The following is an 18,077-nucleotide window of genomic DNA, read 5'->3' on the forward strand; positions in this document are numbered from 1 at the left end:
TCAAATGTTTGTTACGAAAAATCGGGTATTTAAAGGGTATAAAAAAATAGTAGCAAACTAAAGTCTACTACTATTTTTTATGTAATTTTATAATATTAATCCTGTATCGTTATTTCAGGACTAGACAAACCTTAGGAAAATCTATTCCTTCAAAATATTTCTAGAAATAACAAGTTTTTGAATTTCTGTAGTTCCCTCACCAATGGTACATAATTTAGAATCTCTGTAAAATTTCTCTACAGGAAAATCTTTAGTATACCCGTAACCGCCATGGATTTGAATAGCCTCTGTCGAAACCTTCACACAAACCTCCGAGGCGTACATTTTAGCCATAGCTCCTAGTTTTGTAACAGGCTTATTATTATTTTTCAAATAAGCGGCCTTATGTAGTAGTAATTCTGAAGCTTCTATTTCTGTTGCCATGTCAGCTAGTTTAAAGCCTATAGCTTGGAAATCACATATAGGCTTTCCAAATTGAACACGTTCTTTTGAGTATTTTAAAGCCGCTTGATAGGCTCCTTTAGATATACCTAAAGATAATGCGCCAATAGAAATACGCCCTCCATCTAAAACTTTCATAGCCTGAATAAAACCTTCTCCTACTTTTCCTAAACGATTCTCATCAGATACACGACAGTTATCGAAAATTAATTCAGCAGTTTCCGAAGCTCGCATTCCTAACTTATTCTCTTTTTTACCACTTGTAAATCCAGGGGTTCCTTTTTCAACTACAAATGCCGTCATCCCATGGGAATCGCCCTTTTCTCCGGTACGCACAATTACTACTGCTACATCTCCTGAAATAGCATGAGTGATAAAATTCTTAGCTCCATTTAAAATCCAAGAATCCCCATCCTTAACAGCTGTAGTATTCATACCCCCAGCATCAGATCCTGTATTGTGTTCTGTTAAACCCCAAGCTCCAATCCATTGTCCTGTTGCCAACTTAGGTAACCAACGCTTTTTTTGTTGGTCATTTGCAAATTCTAATATATGATTTGTACATAAAGAGTTGTGAGCTGCAACGGAGAGACCTATTGAGGAATCAACCTTAGAAATCTCTTCTATTATAGTAATATATTCATGATAACCTAATTCACTCCCTCCATACTCTTGTGGCACCAAAACACCCATATATCCCATTTCTCCAAGTCTTTTAAATAACTCAACTGGAAAAATCTGAGCTTCATCCCATTCCATAATATAAGGACGGATATGTTGCTCTGCAAAAGTGCGAATAGATTGGGCAATCATCGATTGGGTTTCATTGTATTCAAAATTCATAAGTACAAGTTTTAAATTCGTTTAATTCAAATATAAACTAATTAAATTAAATATATTCCACAATTAAAGTAACGTGAAGCAAATTAGCAGAGAAATTAAACACCTTGTTTACTCTATACATACTAAAATCCTATCCTATTTAAGCTGGAATTATAAGTAATATTTCTATAGATTCTATAAATCAAAAACGGAGGATCTCTTTGTATAAATCAAGTCTTTTATTTTTGCTAAAAAAGCTAAAGTAAGATACAAAGCAAAAGCTAATCCTAAAGTAAAAAAGGACAGATAAATAAAAAACAAGCGAATACGTGTAGCTTTAATACCTAAACGCTCGCCTACACGTGAAGAAACTTTAAAGCCATATTTCTCAAAAAAATAGCGAAGATTATTAATCATTTCATACTGTATATTCCTTACGAAAATACAAATAATAATTAATATATTACTGTCCTAAGTAATCAAACTAAATATGAAATTTAAACAACCTTTACTTTGTCTGCTCTTATTTGTAACCATGTGTTATAGCTCAAGCAAACAACAAAATTCTACACTACTGGTAGAGTATCTAACCTATAATAACAATCAACTTAATTTAGAACAAAATCCTATTGTATTACTCTCGGATCCCAGCTCCTTTTACATATTAACAAAAGGCCAATTGCAAAAACAAGATAGTAGCTATCCGTTTTTACAGACTTTAGTAAACTGGAAAGAAAATGAAATATTAAGCCTAGCATTTCTAAATAAACAACAAACCATTTCTACCAGTTTAGATAATCCTTACAGCGATTACCAATTACACCCACAAACAAAACAAATCCAAGGTTATACCTGTAAAAAAGCAACAATCTCTGTGAATTCAAATACATATACCATTTGGTATACTACTCAAACACAATTTAAAGGTGGACCAAATCTTATAGGTGCCAATTTAGGTCTTGTTTTAGAGTTAGATCGAAATGGAACACAAACCATTATAGCTAACACAATCTCTCAATCCCCAAAAAATGACATCCCATCCTTAATAGATTTCAACCAAATAACCAATGTTTCCAAAAATGAATTTGACAGAAAACTACACAATAGTAGATTTACACGAATTGAATTATTTGAAAATCAAATAATCAACTTTGATCCTGACTTGCAACAAGATCAAAAAGTTATTCGATTAGCACATGGAACAGTTGTGGTTAAAAAAGTAAGTTTCCCTGAAATCAAACCAGGTAGCCAAATATTTCTGAACGTTGAACAAACATCTAATGGAGATGCTTATGATCGCACAGGAAGTGTTTTTATAATCCCAACCAAAAAAGAGATCAATATTCTGGATGTTCTTCAAAATCAAGAACTTTCTAATTTACCACTTTATAAAGACAAAAATAATAAAAACTACCAAGGAATGATCCTTACCTCAAGGTATGAACCGATAGTTGAACTAATGCGCTTTTTTACACCTTTTGGAATAAAACATTACAATAAAATAGAATTCTTGGAAAACCAATGGCAAGAAAAGGCCACTTACAAACAAGACATCACTGAATACGCAACCTTACTTTCAAACCAAGAGCAGTACATAGCCATTTTTATAGGTAATTATGATAAAGGAGGACATAAGGTTTCAGCCAATATTGATATTCACCCCTCGATGGTTAATACAACAATATTCAATACCATAATACCACTTTTCAACACTACAAATGTACTAGAAATGGCAGGACAAGCATATCCTACAATGTTTGCAGACCCCGAAGGTCTACAAGTAGAGTTTGAATTAGATAAAGACTTAGAAAATGCGCAATTACGATTCACAACAACCGGACATGGTGGTTGGGCAAATGGCGATGAATTCAATCCTAAAATCAACAGTATCTACTTAAACAATGTTAATCTAATCAATTACTTTCCTTGGAGGGCAGATTGCGCCAGTTATCGTTCTTATAATCCTGTTTCGGGAAATTTCGCTAATGGTCTTTCTTCCTCAGATTTAAGTAGATCTAATTGGTGTCCGGGCACAATAACTACGCCTATTTGGATACCTATTGGCGATCTAAAAAAAGGAAAACACAAGATTACTTTAAAAATACCTATGGGATTACCGGAGGGAAATAGTCAGAGCTTCTGGTGTACATCAGCTGTGCTATTTGGCTCATAAGTATGATAACAAAAACAGGCCTTATGGCCTGTTTTACTATGTGAAAAAATTCCAAGATATTCCAAAACGCAATGTAAAATCCCTATATGGGTAATTCGGCGCGCTATAATAATTATAACCTGTAAAGCTAGAATTGAAATGCTCTAAAATCAAAAATATTTTAGCAGTACGTATTTTCATATCTATAAAAAAGTCAAAAACCGGGTAATCCCCAATCTCTACTCTATCTTGAACAAAGAAAGATCCTAATAAAGGATTGTAATCATTGGCCTTGTACTTAGAAAAATACTTAAAGCTAATTCCTGTTTGAAACTTTAAGGCTTTATCAAAAAAGGCATCGGTATAATATAAAGTATTTCGCGTGGTAAATGCAGGGACATTTACAATGTAATCCGCTTGCTTAACATTTTGATATAAAATAGTATTATCTAAGCCAAATTTACCAAATTTCAAATCTTTAGCTATCTGAAAGGATAAGTAATCTATGGACTTGTCATACTGCTTTGGTGTAGTGATTAACTGCTGGGCAATACCAAACTCGTTATAAATTGGATTATCGTTTGAAAAATATAACTTATCGTCTAAACGTTGATACATACCCGTTAAAATAAAATAAGGGGTTTTAAGAGTCGCTTCTAAGCCGGTTAATTTTTCATTTTTAAAATCATTATTCCAATTATAACTTACGTAATCACTTTGAAATAAATAAAAGCTCAAATCCCCCAAACGATTAACTCTATTAAAAGAGGCATCTACAGACCAATTCTCCATAAAATTATAAGTTACTCCTACTTGCAGACTACTAGTTTTATCGTTTGTCAAAGATCCACTTATCATTGCATAAGCCTTCAGGTTATTTTTCTTATAAGCGTATTTTCCTCCAAATAAAGTAATATCTCTTTGTAAATTATCTGGAATAATACTCTGGCCTATATGAGTAATACTTTTGTAGTGATACTTGTGGTGGTGAAAATCAGCAAAAACTTCAACTCTACCAAACTCTGCTGAGTTAAAAGCGGCTCCAATTTTATTAAAAAACTTATTATACCTTGTTTTGTTATTTATAGTGCTTTGAAAAGCATTACCAAAACGATAGGTATCATCATATGCACTATTAATATCGGCTTGATTAAACTCGAAAAATTTAGACTCATAAACAAACTCATGGGTTAATAGCAATCCATTAGCAAACGAGTTATTTAACTGGTATTGATGATTTAAAAAAACTCTATTACCTTTCAGGACTGTTTCCACATCGCGAAAATATACATTTAAACGTTCTCTCTTATTATATGGTTTTTCGCTGGTCTTAAATAAATCCAGATCAACAATACCACCGTTTTGACCATTTGTAAAGTCCTGTGCTGTAAAATGAGCACGCAGTAAATACTTTTTATTTGGACTCTGATAACTTGAGCCAAATCGAAAGTTACCTGTGGAACTGAGTTCATTAATATAGCGTCCCACGGAACGAAGTCCCTTATAACCTATCGAGAAGTTGAAATTTTCGCTAGTGTTCATCGTAATAAATGCATCAAGATTCTGACCTTGCTTCATTACTGATTTGTAATACAAATCTGTATAGGGTGTTGGAACATGATAATACTTTATATCCTCTATTTGCATATAACCAAACTGCTTACCTCTAAAACCAAAGTCGGGAAATAATTCTTTTATATGAGGATTAAACTTTAATGTATTGTAGGTCTGTCCTACGTTATTAAAAGCTAGCAATCCAAAATTGTCTTTACGAAGATAATTATAAGTATAAAACTTATTAATACTTAAGGCTGTATCAACAACAATTGTGTCATTATTGATCGATATAATTTTGTAATCTTTAATCGGTGCAATCGAATCCCTTTTTCTAACATTACGAAGACTCTTATGCTCTCTCTCTTTCTTGGGCTCTTGTTCTCCATTTTCAAATAATTGTCCGTTTACACTCTGACTTATTTGTCCTTGAACACCAAAACAAAACAACATAGCTATTATTGCCAGATACTTATGCATATAAAAATAAATTTCCACAAAGTTAAATCTATTTTTTAATAAAAGTAATATATCCGACACTCTATATTAGAAAACCTAGAAAAACCTTATATCACCGCTACACGTAACGGCGTGTTTTTGTAAGGGTCTCAAAGTTACGCCCATAAAAAAAGGCCATACAAATTGTATGACCTTTTTTATTAAATTATATAATGATACAAATAGAACTATCTAGTTCCACCTGCCCACCAAACATTTTCAGAATAAACATAAGTTCCATCTCCGAAAGCTGCTTTTACAAATGAGTTACTCACCACGTCATCTTGACCATAAGTCAAACGCAATGGGAACTTATTTACATCTGGATAGCGTAATGGAATAAACTCATCTCCCATAGCTTTCCAACGACGAATGTCGTTATAAGCCTCTATTGCTTCAACTTCGTTAAATGCAATATATTTAGCTTGAGCAATTTTCTTCAACAAGTCCTTTCCTGTCAGGGACTCGTCTACTGGATATGTATAACTTGGATAAGTTAATGTTTGTCTTTTGTTAAGCGCAAGTTGTATACCTTCTTTTAATGAATTAATAGCCTCAACTTGGTTTGACATACGTGCATAAGCTTCAGCCTCTAAGAATTTTAATTCATGTAGGCTTAGCATATAGATCGCATTACTAGCATTATTTACATTAGCTGTATTAGAAACTCCAAATGGAGAATATGCTCCTGTACTTTGAGTAATATCTTTAGATGCATCTAATAATACTACTTCTGAGCTAATTATATTACCATCTTTATCTTTCTCCACTAGTGGAACAAAATAATCTTTGATACGTGGATCGTCAGGATTATTCTCAACCATTACGTTATAATATGTTTGAGATGAATACAATCCTTTACGTTGTACTGCAAAAGTATAAAATGGATAAGGTACTTTAGGATCTTGCATCATAAACTCATCTGAAGTACTATTAAAAGACTTCTGTACATTCTCTAACACTCCCGCATAATCAGGTTGTACGTGAGACAAACGCATCATATAACGAGCTTTTAAACCATAAGCAACCTTAGTCCATTTGGAAACATTTCCAGCATAAATTACATCCTGTCCTCCTAAAGAAGGATATACAGTACTTTTTCCTAAGTTCTCAATTGCTTGATCTAATAAGCTAAATATTTCAGCATAAATTGCTTCTTGCTTATCTAAAGGAGCTTCTGAATTATTAACATCCAAAGCCTCTGAATAAGGAACATCACCAAATAAGTCAGTTAAAACAGCTAAATTGTAAGCCTTTAAAACTTGCCCCATACCAAGTGTATGATAATTTCCTTCTTCAGCTCCACCTGTGCTACATTTTTCAATAACCTGGTTAAGGTTTCTTAAATTAGCATAAATAGTTCGCCATGAGTTATTGTAAGTTGAAGCCAAAACAGGCTCTCCTTCTCTAACTTGTGCATTATACATTTGAGCCCACGCTCCACCTAACAATTCAGTATAAATTGAAGTGTAGAAAGCCAAATCAGAACCAGTTACAGAAAAGGCTGATTTTACCATCATGTCTGTGATGATATATTTTGCTTCTACATATTGCGGATTGTTATGATCTTTATTAATGTCATCCATTTTGTCCTCTGAACAAGATTGGAAAACAAAAGCGGATGCAACAAGTCCTAATAATAAATATTTTACTCTTTTCATCTTTCCTTTCTTAATTAAAATGTTACGTTAACAGAGAAACCTATACTCTTAGCTTGAGGAATTGAATAGTGCTCAAAACCACCACTCATATTGTTGTTTCCTTGTGTAGCCTCTGGGTCTAAATTAGGTAATTTTGACCATAACAGTATATTACGAGCAAAAGCAGATAATCTTAAATTTATTTTATCATTCCAAATCTCTTCAAAAGTATACCCTAAACTTAAATCTCTTAACTTCACAAAACTCGCATCGTAAACTACATTTTCCGTAATATTACTTAATCTGTTTTCTAAAGCTTGTCTATTACTTCCATCAATAACAACTGTATTTTTTTCAAAACTACCGTCTGCTAATTGTTGAACTCCGTCAAACACAAACGCTGTCTCTCTATCAGCTGTACTTGAATCTGTACCATAAAGCATCATACCCATGTTAGATCCACTGTACATTTTTCCTCCATTTTTCCACTCAACTGTAGCACTTAAGTTCCAGTTTTTATAAGAAACACTTGTAGAACCACCTAAGATAAACTTAGGAGAAACTTCCCCTAAAGCCTTAGTTTCACCAATCACTGGTAAACCATTCTCGTCTACTATAATGTTTCCATTTGGATCTCTTTTAAAACTTTCTCCGTAGATAACAGGGAAACGATCACCAATACTAGCTCTAATTTGAGGAGTAACAAATCCTCCTAACATAATATTACTAACACCCTCTTTTAACTCGTCCACATAAGAATCTGTTTTAGCAAAATTCACGTTAACAGTCCAGTTCCAATCTGCTGTGCTAACAGGGTTAGCAAATGCAGTAATTTCATGCGAATTTGTATGGATCTTACCACCATTTGTAATCATTTGAGAAGCACCAGTTGAAGCAGCTAATGGCACTGCAAAAATCTGATCTTTAACATCTTGTCTAGCAAAAGTATAATCAATTCCGTAACGATTATTAAAGAAACGGAAATCTCCACCAAACTCAAATGATTTAGTATTCTGAGGTTTTAAATTAGGGTCATAAATAGTGCTACTAGCAATATATGACATTGATCCACCTACAGGATATAACACTGGAGAGTTACTCCAGAATCCACCACCGTAAGAAGGCTTAACATAGTAATCTAAGTAATAATCTCCTGCTTGTCCAACTTCAGCATAAGAAGCACGAAGTTTACCAAAGCTTAAAATTGAATTATTTTTTAACCCTTCTAATTCCGTAAATACGAAACCTAAAGATACAGATGGATAAGTAAAGGTTCTATTATTTCGTGGCATAGATGACACTACATCACGACGAACAGTTGCATTTAAAAACAACATGTCTTTGTATGTTAATCCCATATTAGAGAAAAAACCTACAGTTCTCTTACGACGACGCGATTCCTCAGAAGTTACATCAACAGCATTTGCTATTGTTGGCCAACCACCAAAGTTAAGGTTTCCACCGTAATCATTATATCCCTTTGAATCATTCTCATTAAACTCATTACCAACCATGATATCAAATCTAAGATCATCTCCTAGATACATATCGTAGTTAACCGTTAATAAAGTATTCCAAACTGAATGTGTTATTCCGTAAAGGTTAACATTAGAAGTTGATCCATCTAAAACACCTGCATTAGCTAATCCAGAACCATACTCATAAATATCGCGGTAATGTGTAGTGTAATTATCTAAACCACCTTGAAAACGAACAGTCAAATTCTTAGAACCATCAGCACTAATCTCTGGCGCGTAAGCCACGTTAGCACTACCAAAGAAACGATTTGTATTTTCGCTAAATTCATTATTTTCTGCAGCCCAATATGGGTTATTGAACGATCCAGCTCTAAAATGTGTTTGTTGGTAAGGACTTATAGTTGTATGAAATGGAATCCCAGCTTGATCGTAACTTACTGGTGCTCCATACACCCCTGGAAGTACTGAATTATTCGCTGAAGACGCTTTATTAATATCACTAGATACGAAATTTCCACTAAAACCAGTTGTCCACTGATCACTTAATTTAGTCTCTGCCGCTAACTTAACATTGGTACGTTTCATATCAGTACCTGGCATGATCCCCTCTTGTGTAGAGTTACCAATACCAAAAGAATATGTAGTTTTACCAGTGTTTTGACTAATACTAAAGTTATTGTTCACTGTATGACCAGTTTTAAAATAAGCATCGATATTGTCATAAATTCCAGGTTTAACCCATGGATCTAATCCAGCTTGAGCTCTTTGAGGTACATAGTAGTACCCTTCTCTTAAAACACCACCGTTTAAATCATTAGCTACATTCCCTCCATATTTTGGATCATTTGGTAAATCTGAAATTTTTGGTCCCCAAGACATAGAACCAAAAGGATCAAATTTACCACCAGTTCCCTGAGCATAAATGTTTTGCGTAGATGGTTTTTTAGAAATAGTTTCAAAACTAGTACTGTTTGTAAAAGAAATTACAGGCTTACCCTCTGCCATTCCCTTTCCACTACGTGTAGTAATAACAACAACACCATTAGATGCACGAATCCCGTATAGTGCAGATGCTGCCTGTCCTTTTAACACGTTGATTGTTAAGATATCACTTGGATCAATATCTACACCACGGTTAGCAATATCAGCACCACTCACACTATTTCCAGTAGAAAAAGGTGCAGTTGATTCAATTGGCATTCCGTCAACAACGTATAAAGGTGTATTGTTCCCTGTGAAAGATCTCGCGCCACGAATTACGATTTGCGAAGATGCTCCAGGTGCTCCTGAAGATGGAGTAATCTGAACACCAGCTAATTTACCTTGTAATGCACCAGATAAACTACTGTTGTTAGTTTTGTTAATATCGTCTGCTTTTAACTCCTGCGTTGCGTATCCAAGCGCTTTAGCACTACGCTTAATACCCATTGCAGTAACTACAACCTCATCAAGTTGCGTTAAATCAGCTGACATAGTAACGTCTAAAGTAGTGTTAGCACCTACTTTACGTTTCTCTTCTTTTAATCCTATAAAGCTGAAAACTAGAGTATCTCCAGTTTTTACTTTGATAGAATAATTACCGTCAAGATCGGTTTGAGTACCTTCATTTGTACCCTCGATCATCACGGTTACCCCAGGAAGTGGGAAGCCATCTTCCTGTACAACTCCCGTAAGAACTCTTTCTTGAGCGAAGGCCACTTGCACGAACAATGCAAGCACAAGGCTCAAGAACCAATTGTACTTTGATCTCATGTAAAATTTTTGATTAGTTATTTTAACAAAAGTACCATTTTATTCTAAACAAAATCAAAAATCTCAGTGTACCCGGGGCTTCTAAGGTTTTCTTAACATATTTTATATGCAGTAAAAAGATCCATTAACTATCCATTTACAAAATAATAACGTTAATAATTAAATAATCAGATAAAAATTTAAAAAGAAAATCAAAATACAAATAATAATCTTAATATTAAAATTTTCACTAATAAAAGTAAAAAAATAACATATTATAAAGCCAAAATAGGTCAAAATCATCCCTCAAAAAAATGAATAAACGCTAAAAATCTATTCTTGAACCACTACATTACTAAAAAAATCTGCCCATTAATAGATTATAAGCACTACCGCTGAAATATAAAACAACGAAGCCTAGCTTTATAAAAAAAGCTAGGCTAGTTGTTATGTAAAAAGTAGTAAACTATTTACTATTTTTTTGTAAAAATAAGTGGACTATCCATTGTATCCCCATCTTCAAGTTTAGAAATAGCTTTTTCTAAGTTATCCTTGTTTAATGATTGTAGGTCTGTTGGATAATTCATCCTTTGCGGGATTCCCTTAATTACGATGGCTGGTTTGAAAACATAATCTACAGAAGGCGTTTGCGCAGTTCCGATTGTTTTTCCAGTTTGTCCAGGTAAAATTAAAGTGTTCGGATATCCTGTACGACGGTATTCTGCCCAAGCCTCTTCTGGTTGTAAAAACAAACTAATGTACTTTTGACTTATTACCGTCTCCTGATTCGCTGCTGGAAGCGTATTAATATATGCATCTATCTTAGCACTTTCAATTCCGAATTTTTCCATGGAAGCTCTAACACCATTTTTATAGTGACTATCGTCCCATCCTTTATTCTCAGATAATAAAAACTCTACCTCTGCATACTCCATCATTATCTCAGTATAATTAGCCTTATAAATATAAGATCCAAATTGAGAAGCTAAACTACCTTGAACTTGAGAGTCAGCAGAACCAATACCATAAGGTGCTCCTCTGTAAAGATATAAACTATCAACAGAGTAATAGTTATCGTAATCGGCTGCTTGAATAGTACGCAACGCAACTTTTTGTGCTGTTCCATCAGGGTTCAAAATAACCTTCCCATTATCATCAACTTTATCAGCCATACCACCGGTATAAAAAGCTACAGGTTGACTAATAGGAATTTTTTTGTTTTCTGTATAATACAACACATTAGTATAAGGAGCCGCAAAAACATATAGTCTTGGATCCACACCAAAAGGTCCTGTCTCACCCTTAACTAAATTCAAGAAGGTATCTGCAGGAGAGAAATCATTTCTATTTCCTACAAAGGCATCTTTGTACCAAGGAGCTGGATTAATTGAATTATTTTCGTAAGTTAATCCAACGTTATCATCATTACTCTGCATTACACCACTTGCAATAGCGTCATCAATATGAGCTTGTGCCTCTGGTATAACATGCTTAACACGGTTTGCTATACGTAAACGTAAAGAGTTAGCAAAACGTTGCATTTTTTCTGGAGTACCGAAAATATGATCTCCTTCCATAACCTTAGAATCCGCTAAGTTAATTTGTTCAGCAGCTTCTTTTAACTCCTTCATTAAATCTTTATAGATTTTATCTTGAGGAGCAAATACCGGAGTAGAATATTCAATATCGTCCCCTTTTGATTGTCCTTGAAAATCTGGATCATCAGAACCATAAGAATAATAAGAAACATCTCCATAAGTACCTACTAATTGCAATTGAGCATAAGCAATCATGATACGAGCGGCGGCAATCTGATTTTGTATATCACCATATACACCAGCCCATTTACCAGATAATTCTGGGTCCTCACAAACCTCAATGATTGACTTATATCTTCTTACTGCTAATTGAACAGCATTATAGTAGTTATTATTTGTTCCTACACGAATTGCATAACGCTCCTCTTCATTATATTCACGTTGAGAAGACATCTGTGCAAAAGGAAGTAACATACGTCCCGAAGGAAATCCCCCTCTTGTATTATCTACAAAATATTTATTTGCAGAGTTAAACAAACCTGAGGTAGGAACGTTTACGGGATTATTTGGATCAACATTGATCTCTTCTAAATCTTTATCACAGCTTGTCATTACCGAAAGGAATGAAACTATTGCTAAAGAATATATTAATTTTTTCATTTTTCTTAGAATTTAAATTTAACATTCATTCCGTAAGATCTTGTAGAAGGGTTTGAACCTCCTTCAATAGCTTGAATGTTTCCACTTCCATAAGAAGCCATCTCTGGATCCATACCTTTCCAATCTAATCCCCAAGTAAATAAGTTTCTAGCATATAAAGAAATAGAAATCTCAGAGAAAAATGAACCAAGCGCCTTCTTAGGTAAGTCGTAACCAATAGTTACATCTCTTAATTTAATGTAGTCAGCATCAAAAACGTTTTGCGCATCTACAGTTGTTTGGTGAGCTTTAGCCCAAGCTGTTGCACTAACAACAGTAGTATTTTTCTGACCATCTTCTGTAACACCATCTAAAACAATTCCCGTTTCACGAATATTGTTATCTGTAGTATTTGTCAATAATCCTGAATATGTTCCAAACATATGAGAAGTAGAGAAATACTTACCACCTTTTTGAATATCAATTAATGCACTTAAACGGAAGTTTTTGTATTTAAAGCTGTTTCTAATACCCATGTTGTAATCTGGTAAATAAGAACCTAAACCTTTAACTTCTGAAGCTTTATATAATCCATTAGCATCAATAACTTTATTTCCATTATCGTCATATACGAAATCTTTACCATAAATCTGTCCATATGGCTCACCTACTCTGGCTTCTAAAGCTACGTTAAAAGGAGCTGTTACAATAGTAACTGCACTTACCCCTTCCGCTAAACGATTCAATTCGTTTTTATTCTTTGCAAAGTTCCAAGTAATATCCCATGAAAAATCTTCTGTCAAAATTGGTTTCAAAACAACAGTTGCTTCAATACCTTTATTTGTCATATCTCCAGCATTTTTCCACTCATACTGGTAACCAGTTCCCGCGTCATACTTAACACGAGTAATTAAGTCAGTTGTTTTAATTTGGTAATAAGAAGTTTCAAAAGCAATTCTATTGTTTAAAAACGCTGCCTCTAATCCTATTTCTTTTGTTGTCATTAACTCAGGACGTAAATTAGGATTGTTTCTAGTAGAAGTAATATAATATCTAGGATCGCTTAAAAAAGGCGTATCTACAGCGTAATAATCAGAAGTTCTATAAGCATCTGTATCATTACCTACTTGAGCCCATCCTAATCTTAACTTACCAAAACTTAACCAATCTAAATCAGGTAATAAATGAGAGAAAAGGAAAGTTCCTGTAACCGATGGATATGTAACAGATTTTTTTACGGTAGAGAACCAATCTGTACGTACAGTTCCTTCTAAAAATAAATACTCTTGGTAGTTAATTCCAACTGACCCAAAAATACTATTTGTTCTAGAATGTGTCATCTGATTAGACGCCTTTGCATTCTCAACACTATTTGAAAGGTTATAAAAATCAGGTAATCTTAAACCTCCAACAGTCTCACCGTATAAATAATCACGGCGTTTTTCACTTCTATTGATACCAACAAATGCGTTAACCCCAAAATCACCAAAGTGATCATCAAAATGCACACGTCCCTCGTAGTTATACTCAGAAACATTACGCTTTTGAATAGAGTAACTAGGCATTGCTTGAGATCCTATGGCTACTCTATCTTCGATAGTCAAGCTATAGCTATCTCCATAAACCGTTCCAACTGCATATAAATTATCTGCAAAATTATAAGTTAGTTTCACATTACCATAAGTACGTGTTCTAACATCTTGAGACGTATTTTGATGAGCTGTCCAATAAGGGTTATCAGAATATTTAGGAGTTGGATTATTCCATGAAGTTCTATTCCAAGTTCTTTGCTCTCCTGTCTCAGGATTGATGTATGATTTAAGAGCATTATAATCTAATTGTCTTTGTGACCATTGAAAAAACTGCTTCCCAAATGAATTATCTCCATATCCTGTATCAGGTCTATTAAAACCTTTTGTATGCACATAAGCAATATTAGCATCAGCTCTAAACTTTTCTGTTAATTGAGTTGAAGCATTTAAATTTAACGTATTACGTTGTAATTTTGAATTTGGTGTAACTCCCTCAGTAGTATTATTACCAAATGACATTCTAATGTTTGAATCTTTAAAAGATTTACCAACAGCAGCAGAGATATTAGAAGTAACTCCTGTATTGTAGAAATCTTTAACATCATGCTTGGATTTCTCCCAAGCTATTTCTTTCATATAATCATCTGCAAAATAAGGATCAAAAGCATTCCATGGTAAATACATTGTACCATCAAATTTTGGTCCCCAGCTTTCATCAGCAGCATATGCAGGAATATTATATATTTTTCCACCAATATTTTGAGTAGCCCAAGTAGTTGAAGACCCTCCACCATATTCGTTTTGTAATTTCGGCATGATATACACACTCTCAAGGGTAATACCAGTGTTCACCTCAATATCAGTACGTCCGTTCTTAGCAGATTTTGTGGTATAAAGAATTACCCCATTACCTCCACGGTTTCCATATAAAGCTGAAGCAGTACCTCCTTTTAAAACCGTTACTGATTCGATGTCATCTGGGTTGATATCACCAGCACTATCTCCGTAATCTCTACCACCGCCACCACGTTGGGTACCTTCACTATTAAAGTTAGAGTTATCTAATGGAACACCATCCACTACGATAAGCGGGCGGTTATTTCCTGTAACGGATTTCACTCCACGTAATACTACACGTGAAGAACCACCCATTGAAGAAGGAGCTGTTACTTGCAATCCAGCTACATTTCCAGATAATGCACTTAGAGCATTTGTCTGTCCTGCATCTGATAGCTCATCTCCTTTAACTTCTTGAGATGCATATCCCAATTTGCGTTTTTCACGCTTAATACCCAAAGCAGTTACTACAACTTCTTCTAAAAGTTGATCTGTACTGCTCATAGCTACGTTATGTACATTAGCAGCACCAACTGTATAAAGTACATCCGTAAATCCCATAAATGAAAACTGAAGTACATCGCCTTCTTTAACATTTATAGAATAGTTTCCATCATAATCACTCATTGTTCCTTCTGATGTACCTACCAGTAAAATAGAAACGCCTGGCAAAGGCAATCCCCCTTCTGTTACGGTTCCAGTTAATGTTTTACCTTGAGCAAAACCAAGCTGGGTACATAGTGTAAGGAATAATAAAATAATCCACTTAAACTTTGATTCCATTATAAAAATTATTGATTAGTTATGTAACAAATCTAATTAAAATATTAGGTTAATTTTAACTAAAGATTAAGTTATTTTAAATTTAAATGAATTTCACATATAAATATATCTAATAAAACACCGTATAAGCATCGTTATTTTCTAACAAATAACAATACAATAGACATATAATCAATAATTAGCTAATTTTTTGACAAATTAAAAATATTGTTAAATTTTAAATTAATTTTTATACAAAACAACTAGAGTACTGAATTACAAAATCTTACATAAAACCTACATACTTGTTAATAAAGCATATTAATATAAACTAGTATTGGCTATATGTATAGAATATAAAAATATTCGCTTTGCCCCATTAATCATATTTCAAAAAACTAGTGGTAAAAGATTCAATTATAATTCTACACTTAAGTTTTTTTTATTTATAACTTTGTTTAAAATTTAGATTTAATGCTACTAAAAACCTATTCAGGACTAGCCCTTGAGGCAGGAACTGACGAAGCTGGCCGAGGATGTATTGCAGGCCCGGTAACTGCCGCAGCAGTTATCTTACCCCTAGACTTTGAAAACGAATTTATAAACGACTCCAAGAAAATAACCTCTAAACTACGTTATGAGCTACGAGAAATTATAACACAAAAGGCCTTAACCTATCAAGTAACACATATTAATGAGCAAACAATAGAGAAGATTAATATTCTACATGCCTCAATTAAAGCAATGACTCAATCTGTGTTAAAACTAAATCCATCCCCTGAGTTTTTAATCGTTGATGGAAATAAATTTACTGCCATTGAAAACTTAGCGCATCAATGCATTGTAAAAGGAGATATGAAATATTTATCTTTAGCGGCAGCTTCCATTTTGGCAAAAACAACTAGAGATGATTATATGGATTTGATCCATGAAGAGTTTCCAATGTATAATTGGAAAAAAAATAAAGGCTACCCCACAAAAGAACATCGAGAGGCAATAGCGAAATATGGCCCTTGTAAATATCATCGAAAAAACTTTCGATTACTACCAGACCAATTAACTTTAGAATTATAAAAAAAACCCTAATTTAGTACAGCTATATAAAAATTTATCACTTACTATAAATTAGGGTTTTCCAAATTTTCCTACTTGAGGCTTATTTATTTTGATAATCCTTAAAGAAATCTTCTACGGCGTGAATTGTTTGATCTAAGTCTTGGTAAGACAAAGCATCGGTAATAAACCAAGTTTCATAGGAAGAAGGAGCAATGTAAATTCCACGATTTAATAAGCCATGGAAAAAATCCTTGAAAACTTGATTATCTCCTAAGCTTGCAGTGGCAAAATCCACAACCGGCTTATTAGTAAAAAACACACTCATCATAGAACCTACCTGATTAATTGTGTATTGAACTTTGTACTTATCTAAAACCTGGGAGATACCTTGTTTTAAATAATTGGTCTTTTCTAATAATCTATCAAATAAATCTGGATCTTTTTTTATTTCTTGCAACATTGTTAGACCTGCTGCCATGGCAAGAGGATTTCCCGATAAAGTTCCCGCTTGGTATACTGGCCCCATAGGCGCTAGATAGTCCATAATAGCTGTTGATCCAGCAAAAGCACCTACGGGTAACCCACCACCAATTACTTTACCAAAAGTAACCAAATCTGCTTTGACATTAAATAACTCTTGAGCCCCACCTTTGGCCAATCGAAATCCAGTCATCACCTCATCAAAGATTAAAAGAGCACCATACTTATCACATAAATCACGTAATCCTTGTAAAAATCCTTCATTAGGCACCACACAGCCCATATTACCTGCCACAGGTTCGACGATAATAGCTGCTATCTGATTTTGATTTGCTAAAAACAACTGCTCTACACTACTTAGATCATTATAATCAGCCAAAAGCGTATCTTTAGCAGTCCCTTGGGTAACACCTGGACTATTTGGCGCTCCGAAAGTTACAGCTCCACTACCGGCTTGAATTAAGAACGAATCTGAGTGACCATGATAACACCCTTTAAATTTGATAATTTTATCGCGTTTAGTATAGCCTCTAGCTAAACGAATCGCACTCATACAAGCTTCGGTTCCCGAATTTACAAAACGTATTTTATCGATATTCGGCACCATTGAAACGGCAAGCTCTGCAATTTTAGTTTCTATTTCAGTAGGCATTCCAAAAGAAGTACCTAGTTTTGCTTTATTAATCACTGCCTGTACAACAGGTTCATAGGCATGTCCTAATATCATCGGCCCCCATGAATTGATATAATCTATCAATTTATTTCCATCCGAATCATATAAATAAGCACCCTTTGCACTTTCTACAAAAATAGGGGTACCCCCGACTGAATTAAAGGCGCGAACCGGTGAATTGACTCCGCCGGGTATGACCTGTTGGGCTTGCTTAAATAGCTGACTACTTCTTTGATACAACATA

The 18,077-nt window shown here is 34.1% G+C and carries 10 protein-coding genes; 2 read left to right on the forward strand and 8 right to left on the reverse strand.

Annotated elements, in window-relative coordinates; translation table 11 throughout:
- Positions 1-141: 141 nt before the first annotated feature.
- Together ACYSNV_RS06400 and ACYSNV_RS06405 are read right to left on the reverse strand one after the other, a co-directional pair.
- Positions 142-1,284: an acyl-CoA dehydrogenase family protein gene (locus tag ACYSNV_RS06400; RefSeq protein ID WP_461761742.1), complete on the reverse strand. Its 1,143-nt coding sequence runs from the start codon at positions 1,282-1,284 to the stop codon at positions 142-144.
- 174 nt (positions 1,285-1,458) lie between these two features.
- Entirely contained in the window at positions 1,459-1,680 is a 222-nt protein-coding gene (locus ACYSNV_RS06405) for a PspC domain-containing protein (RefSeq protein WP_461761743.1), read from the reverse strand.
- 73 nt (positions 1,681-1,753) lie between these two features.
- Here ACYSNV_RS06405 and ACYSNV_RS06410 point away from each other — a divergent pair, with 73 nt between their 5' ends.
- A complete protein-coding gene (locus ACYSNV_RS06410) occupies positions 1,754-3,436 on the forward strand; it encodes a GLPGLI family protein (RefSeq protein WP_461761744.1) in 1,683 nt (560 codons plus the stop codon).
- Between the two features lie 36 nt (positions 3,437-3,472).
- Here ACYSNV_RS06410 and ACYSNV_RS06415 read toward each other — a convergent pair whose 3' ends face one another.
- From ACYSNV_RS06415 to ACYSNV_RS06435, 5 genes are all read right to left on the reverse strand, one after another.
- Positions 3,473-5,449 carry a putative porin gene (locus tag ACYSNV_RS06415; RefSeq protein WP_461761745.1) on the reverse strand — a complete coding sequence of 659 codons (1,977 nt, stop codon included), beginning with the start codon at positions 5,447-5,449 and terminating at the stop codon, positions 3,473-3,475.
- A gap of 206 nt (positions 5,450-5,655) precedes the next feature.
- Positions 5,656-7,128 (reverse strand): SusD/RagB family nutrient-binding outer membrane lipoprotein, encoded by a 1,473-nt coding sequence (locus ACYSNV_RS06420; protein WP_461761746.1) that lies wholly within the window; start codon positions 7,126-7,128, stop codon positions 5,656-5,658.
- Positions 7,129-7,142: 14 nt separating this feature from the next.
- Positions 7,143-10,337 carry a SusC/RagA family TonB-linked outer membrane protein gene (locus ACYSNV_RS06425; RefSeq protein WP_461761747.1) on the reverse strand — a complete coding sequence of 1,065 codons (3,195 nt, stop codon included), beginning with the start codon at positions 10,335-10,337 and terminating at the stop codon, positions 7,143-7,145.
- Between the two features lie 452 nt (positions 10,338-10,789).
- Entirely contained in the window at positions 10,790-12,514 is a 1,725-nt protein-coding gene (locus ACYSNV_RS06430) for a SusD/RagB family nutrient-binding outer membrane lipoprotein (protein ID WP_461761748.1), read from the reverse strand.
- Positions 12,515-12,519: 5 nt separating this feature from the next.
- Positions 12,520-15,645 carry a SusC/RagA family TonB-linked outer membrane protein gene (locus ACYSNV_RS06435; RefSeq protein WP_461761749.1) on the reverse strand — a complete coding sequence of 1,042 codons (3,126 nt, stop codon included), beginning with the start codon at positions 15,643-15,645 and terminating at the stop codon, positions 12,520-12,522.
- A 453-nt stretch (positions 15,646-16,098) separates the two neighbouring features.
- Here ACYSNV_RS06435 and ACYSNV_RS06440 point away from each other — a divergent pair, with 453 nt between their 5' ends.
- Entirely contained in the window at positions 16,099-16,698 is a 600-nt protein-coding gene (locus tag ACYSNV_RS06440) for a ribonuclease HII (protein WP_461761750.1), read from the forward strand.
- Between the two features lie 82 nt (positions 16,699-16,780).
- Here ACYSNV_RS06440 and hemL read toward each other — a convergent pair whose 3' ends face one another.
- Complete coding sequence (gene hemL, locus ACYSNV_RS06445; protein WP_461761751.1) at positions 16,781-18,076, reverse strand: glutamate-1-semialdehyde 2,1-aminomutase; 1,296 nt, start codon at positions 18,074-18,076, stop codon at positions 16,781-16,783.
- Position 18,077 lies beyond the last annotated feature (1 nt).

Source organism: Myroides sp. LJL119 (genome assembly GCF_054871605.1).

Coding starts and splice junctions, on each gene's coding strand:
- ACYSNV_RS06400 (WP_461761742.1), bottom strand. CDS start 1,284: ATGAATTTTGAATACAATGAAACCCAATCGATGATTGCCCAATCTATT.
- ACYSNV_RS06405 (WP_461761743.1), bottom strand. CDS start 1,680: ATGATTAATAATCTTCGCTATTTTTTTGAGAAATATGGCTTTAAAGTT.
- ACYSNV_RS06410 (WP_461761744.1), top strand. CDS start 1,754: ATGAAATTTAAACAACCTTTACTTTGTCTGCTCTTATTTGTAACCATG.
- ACYSNV_RS06415 (WP_461761745.1), bottom strand. CDS start 5,449: ATGCATAAGTATCTGGCAATAATAGCTATGTTGTTTTGTTTTGGTGTT.
- ACYSNV_RS06420 (WP_461761746.1), bottom strand. CDS start 7,128: ATGAAAAGAGTAAAATATTTATTATTAGGACTTGTTGCATCCGCTTTT.
- ACYSNV_RS06425 (WP_461761747.1), bottom strand. CDS start 10,337: ATGAGATCAAAGTACAATTGGTTCTTGAGCCTTGTGCTTGCATTGTTC.
- ACYSNV_RS06430 (WP_461761748.1), bottom strand. CDS start 12,514: ATGAAAAAATTAATATATTCTTTAGCAATAGTTTCATTCCTTTCGGTA.
- ACYSNV_RS06435 (WP_461761749.1), bottom strand. CDS start 15,645: ATGGAATCAAAGTTTAAGTGGATTATTTTATTATTCCTTACACTATGT.
- ACYSNV_RS06440 (WP_461761750.1), top strand. CDS start 16,099: ATGCTACTAAAAACCTATTCAGGACTAGCCCTTGAGGCAGGAACTGAC.
- hemL (WP_461761751.1), bottom strand. CDS start 18,076: ATGTTGTATCAAAGAAGTAGTCAGCTATTTAAGCAAGCCCAACAGGTC.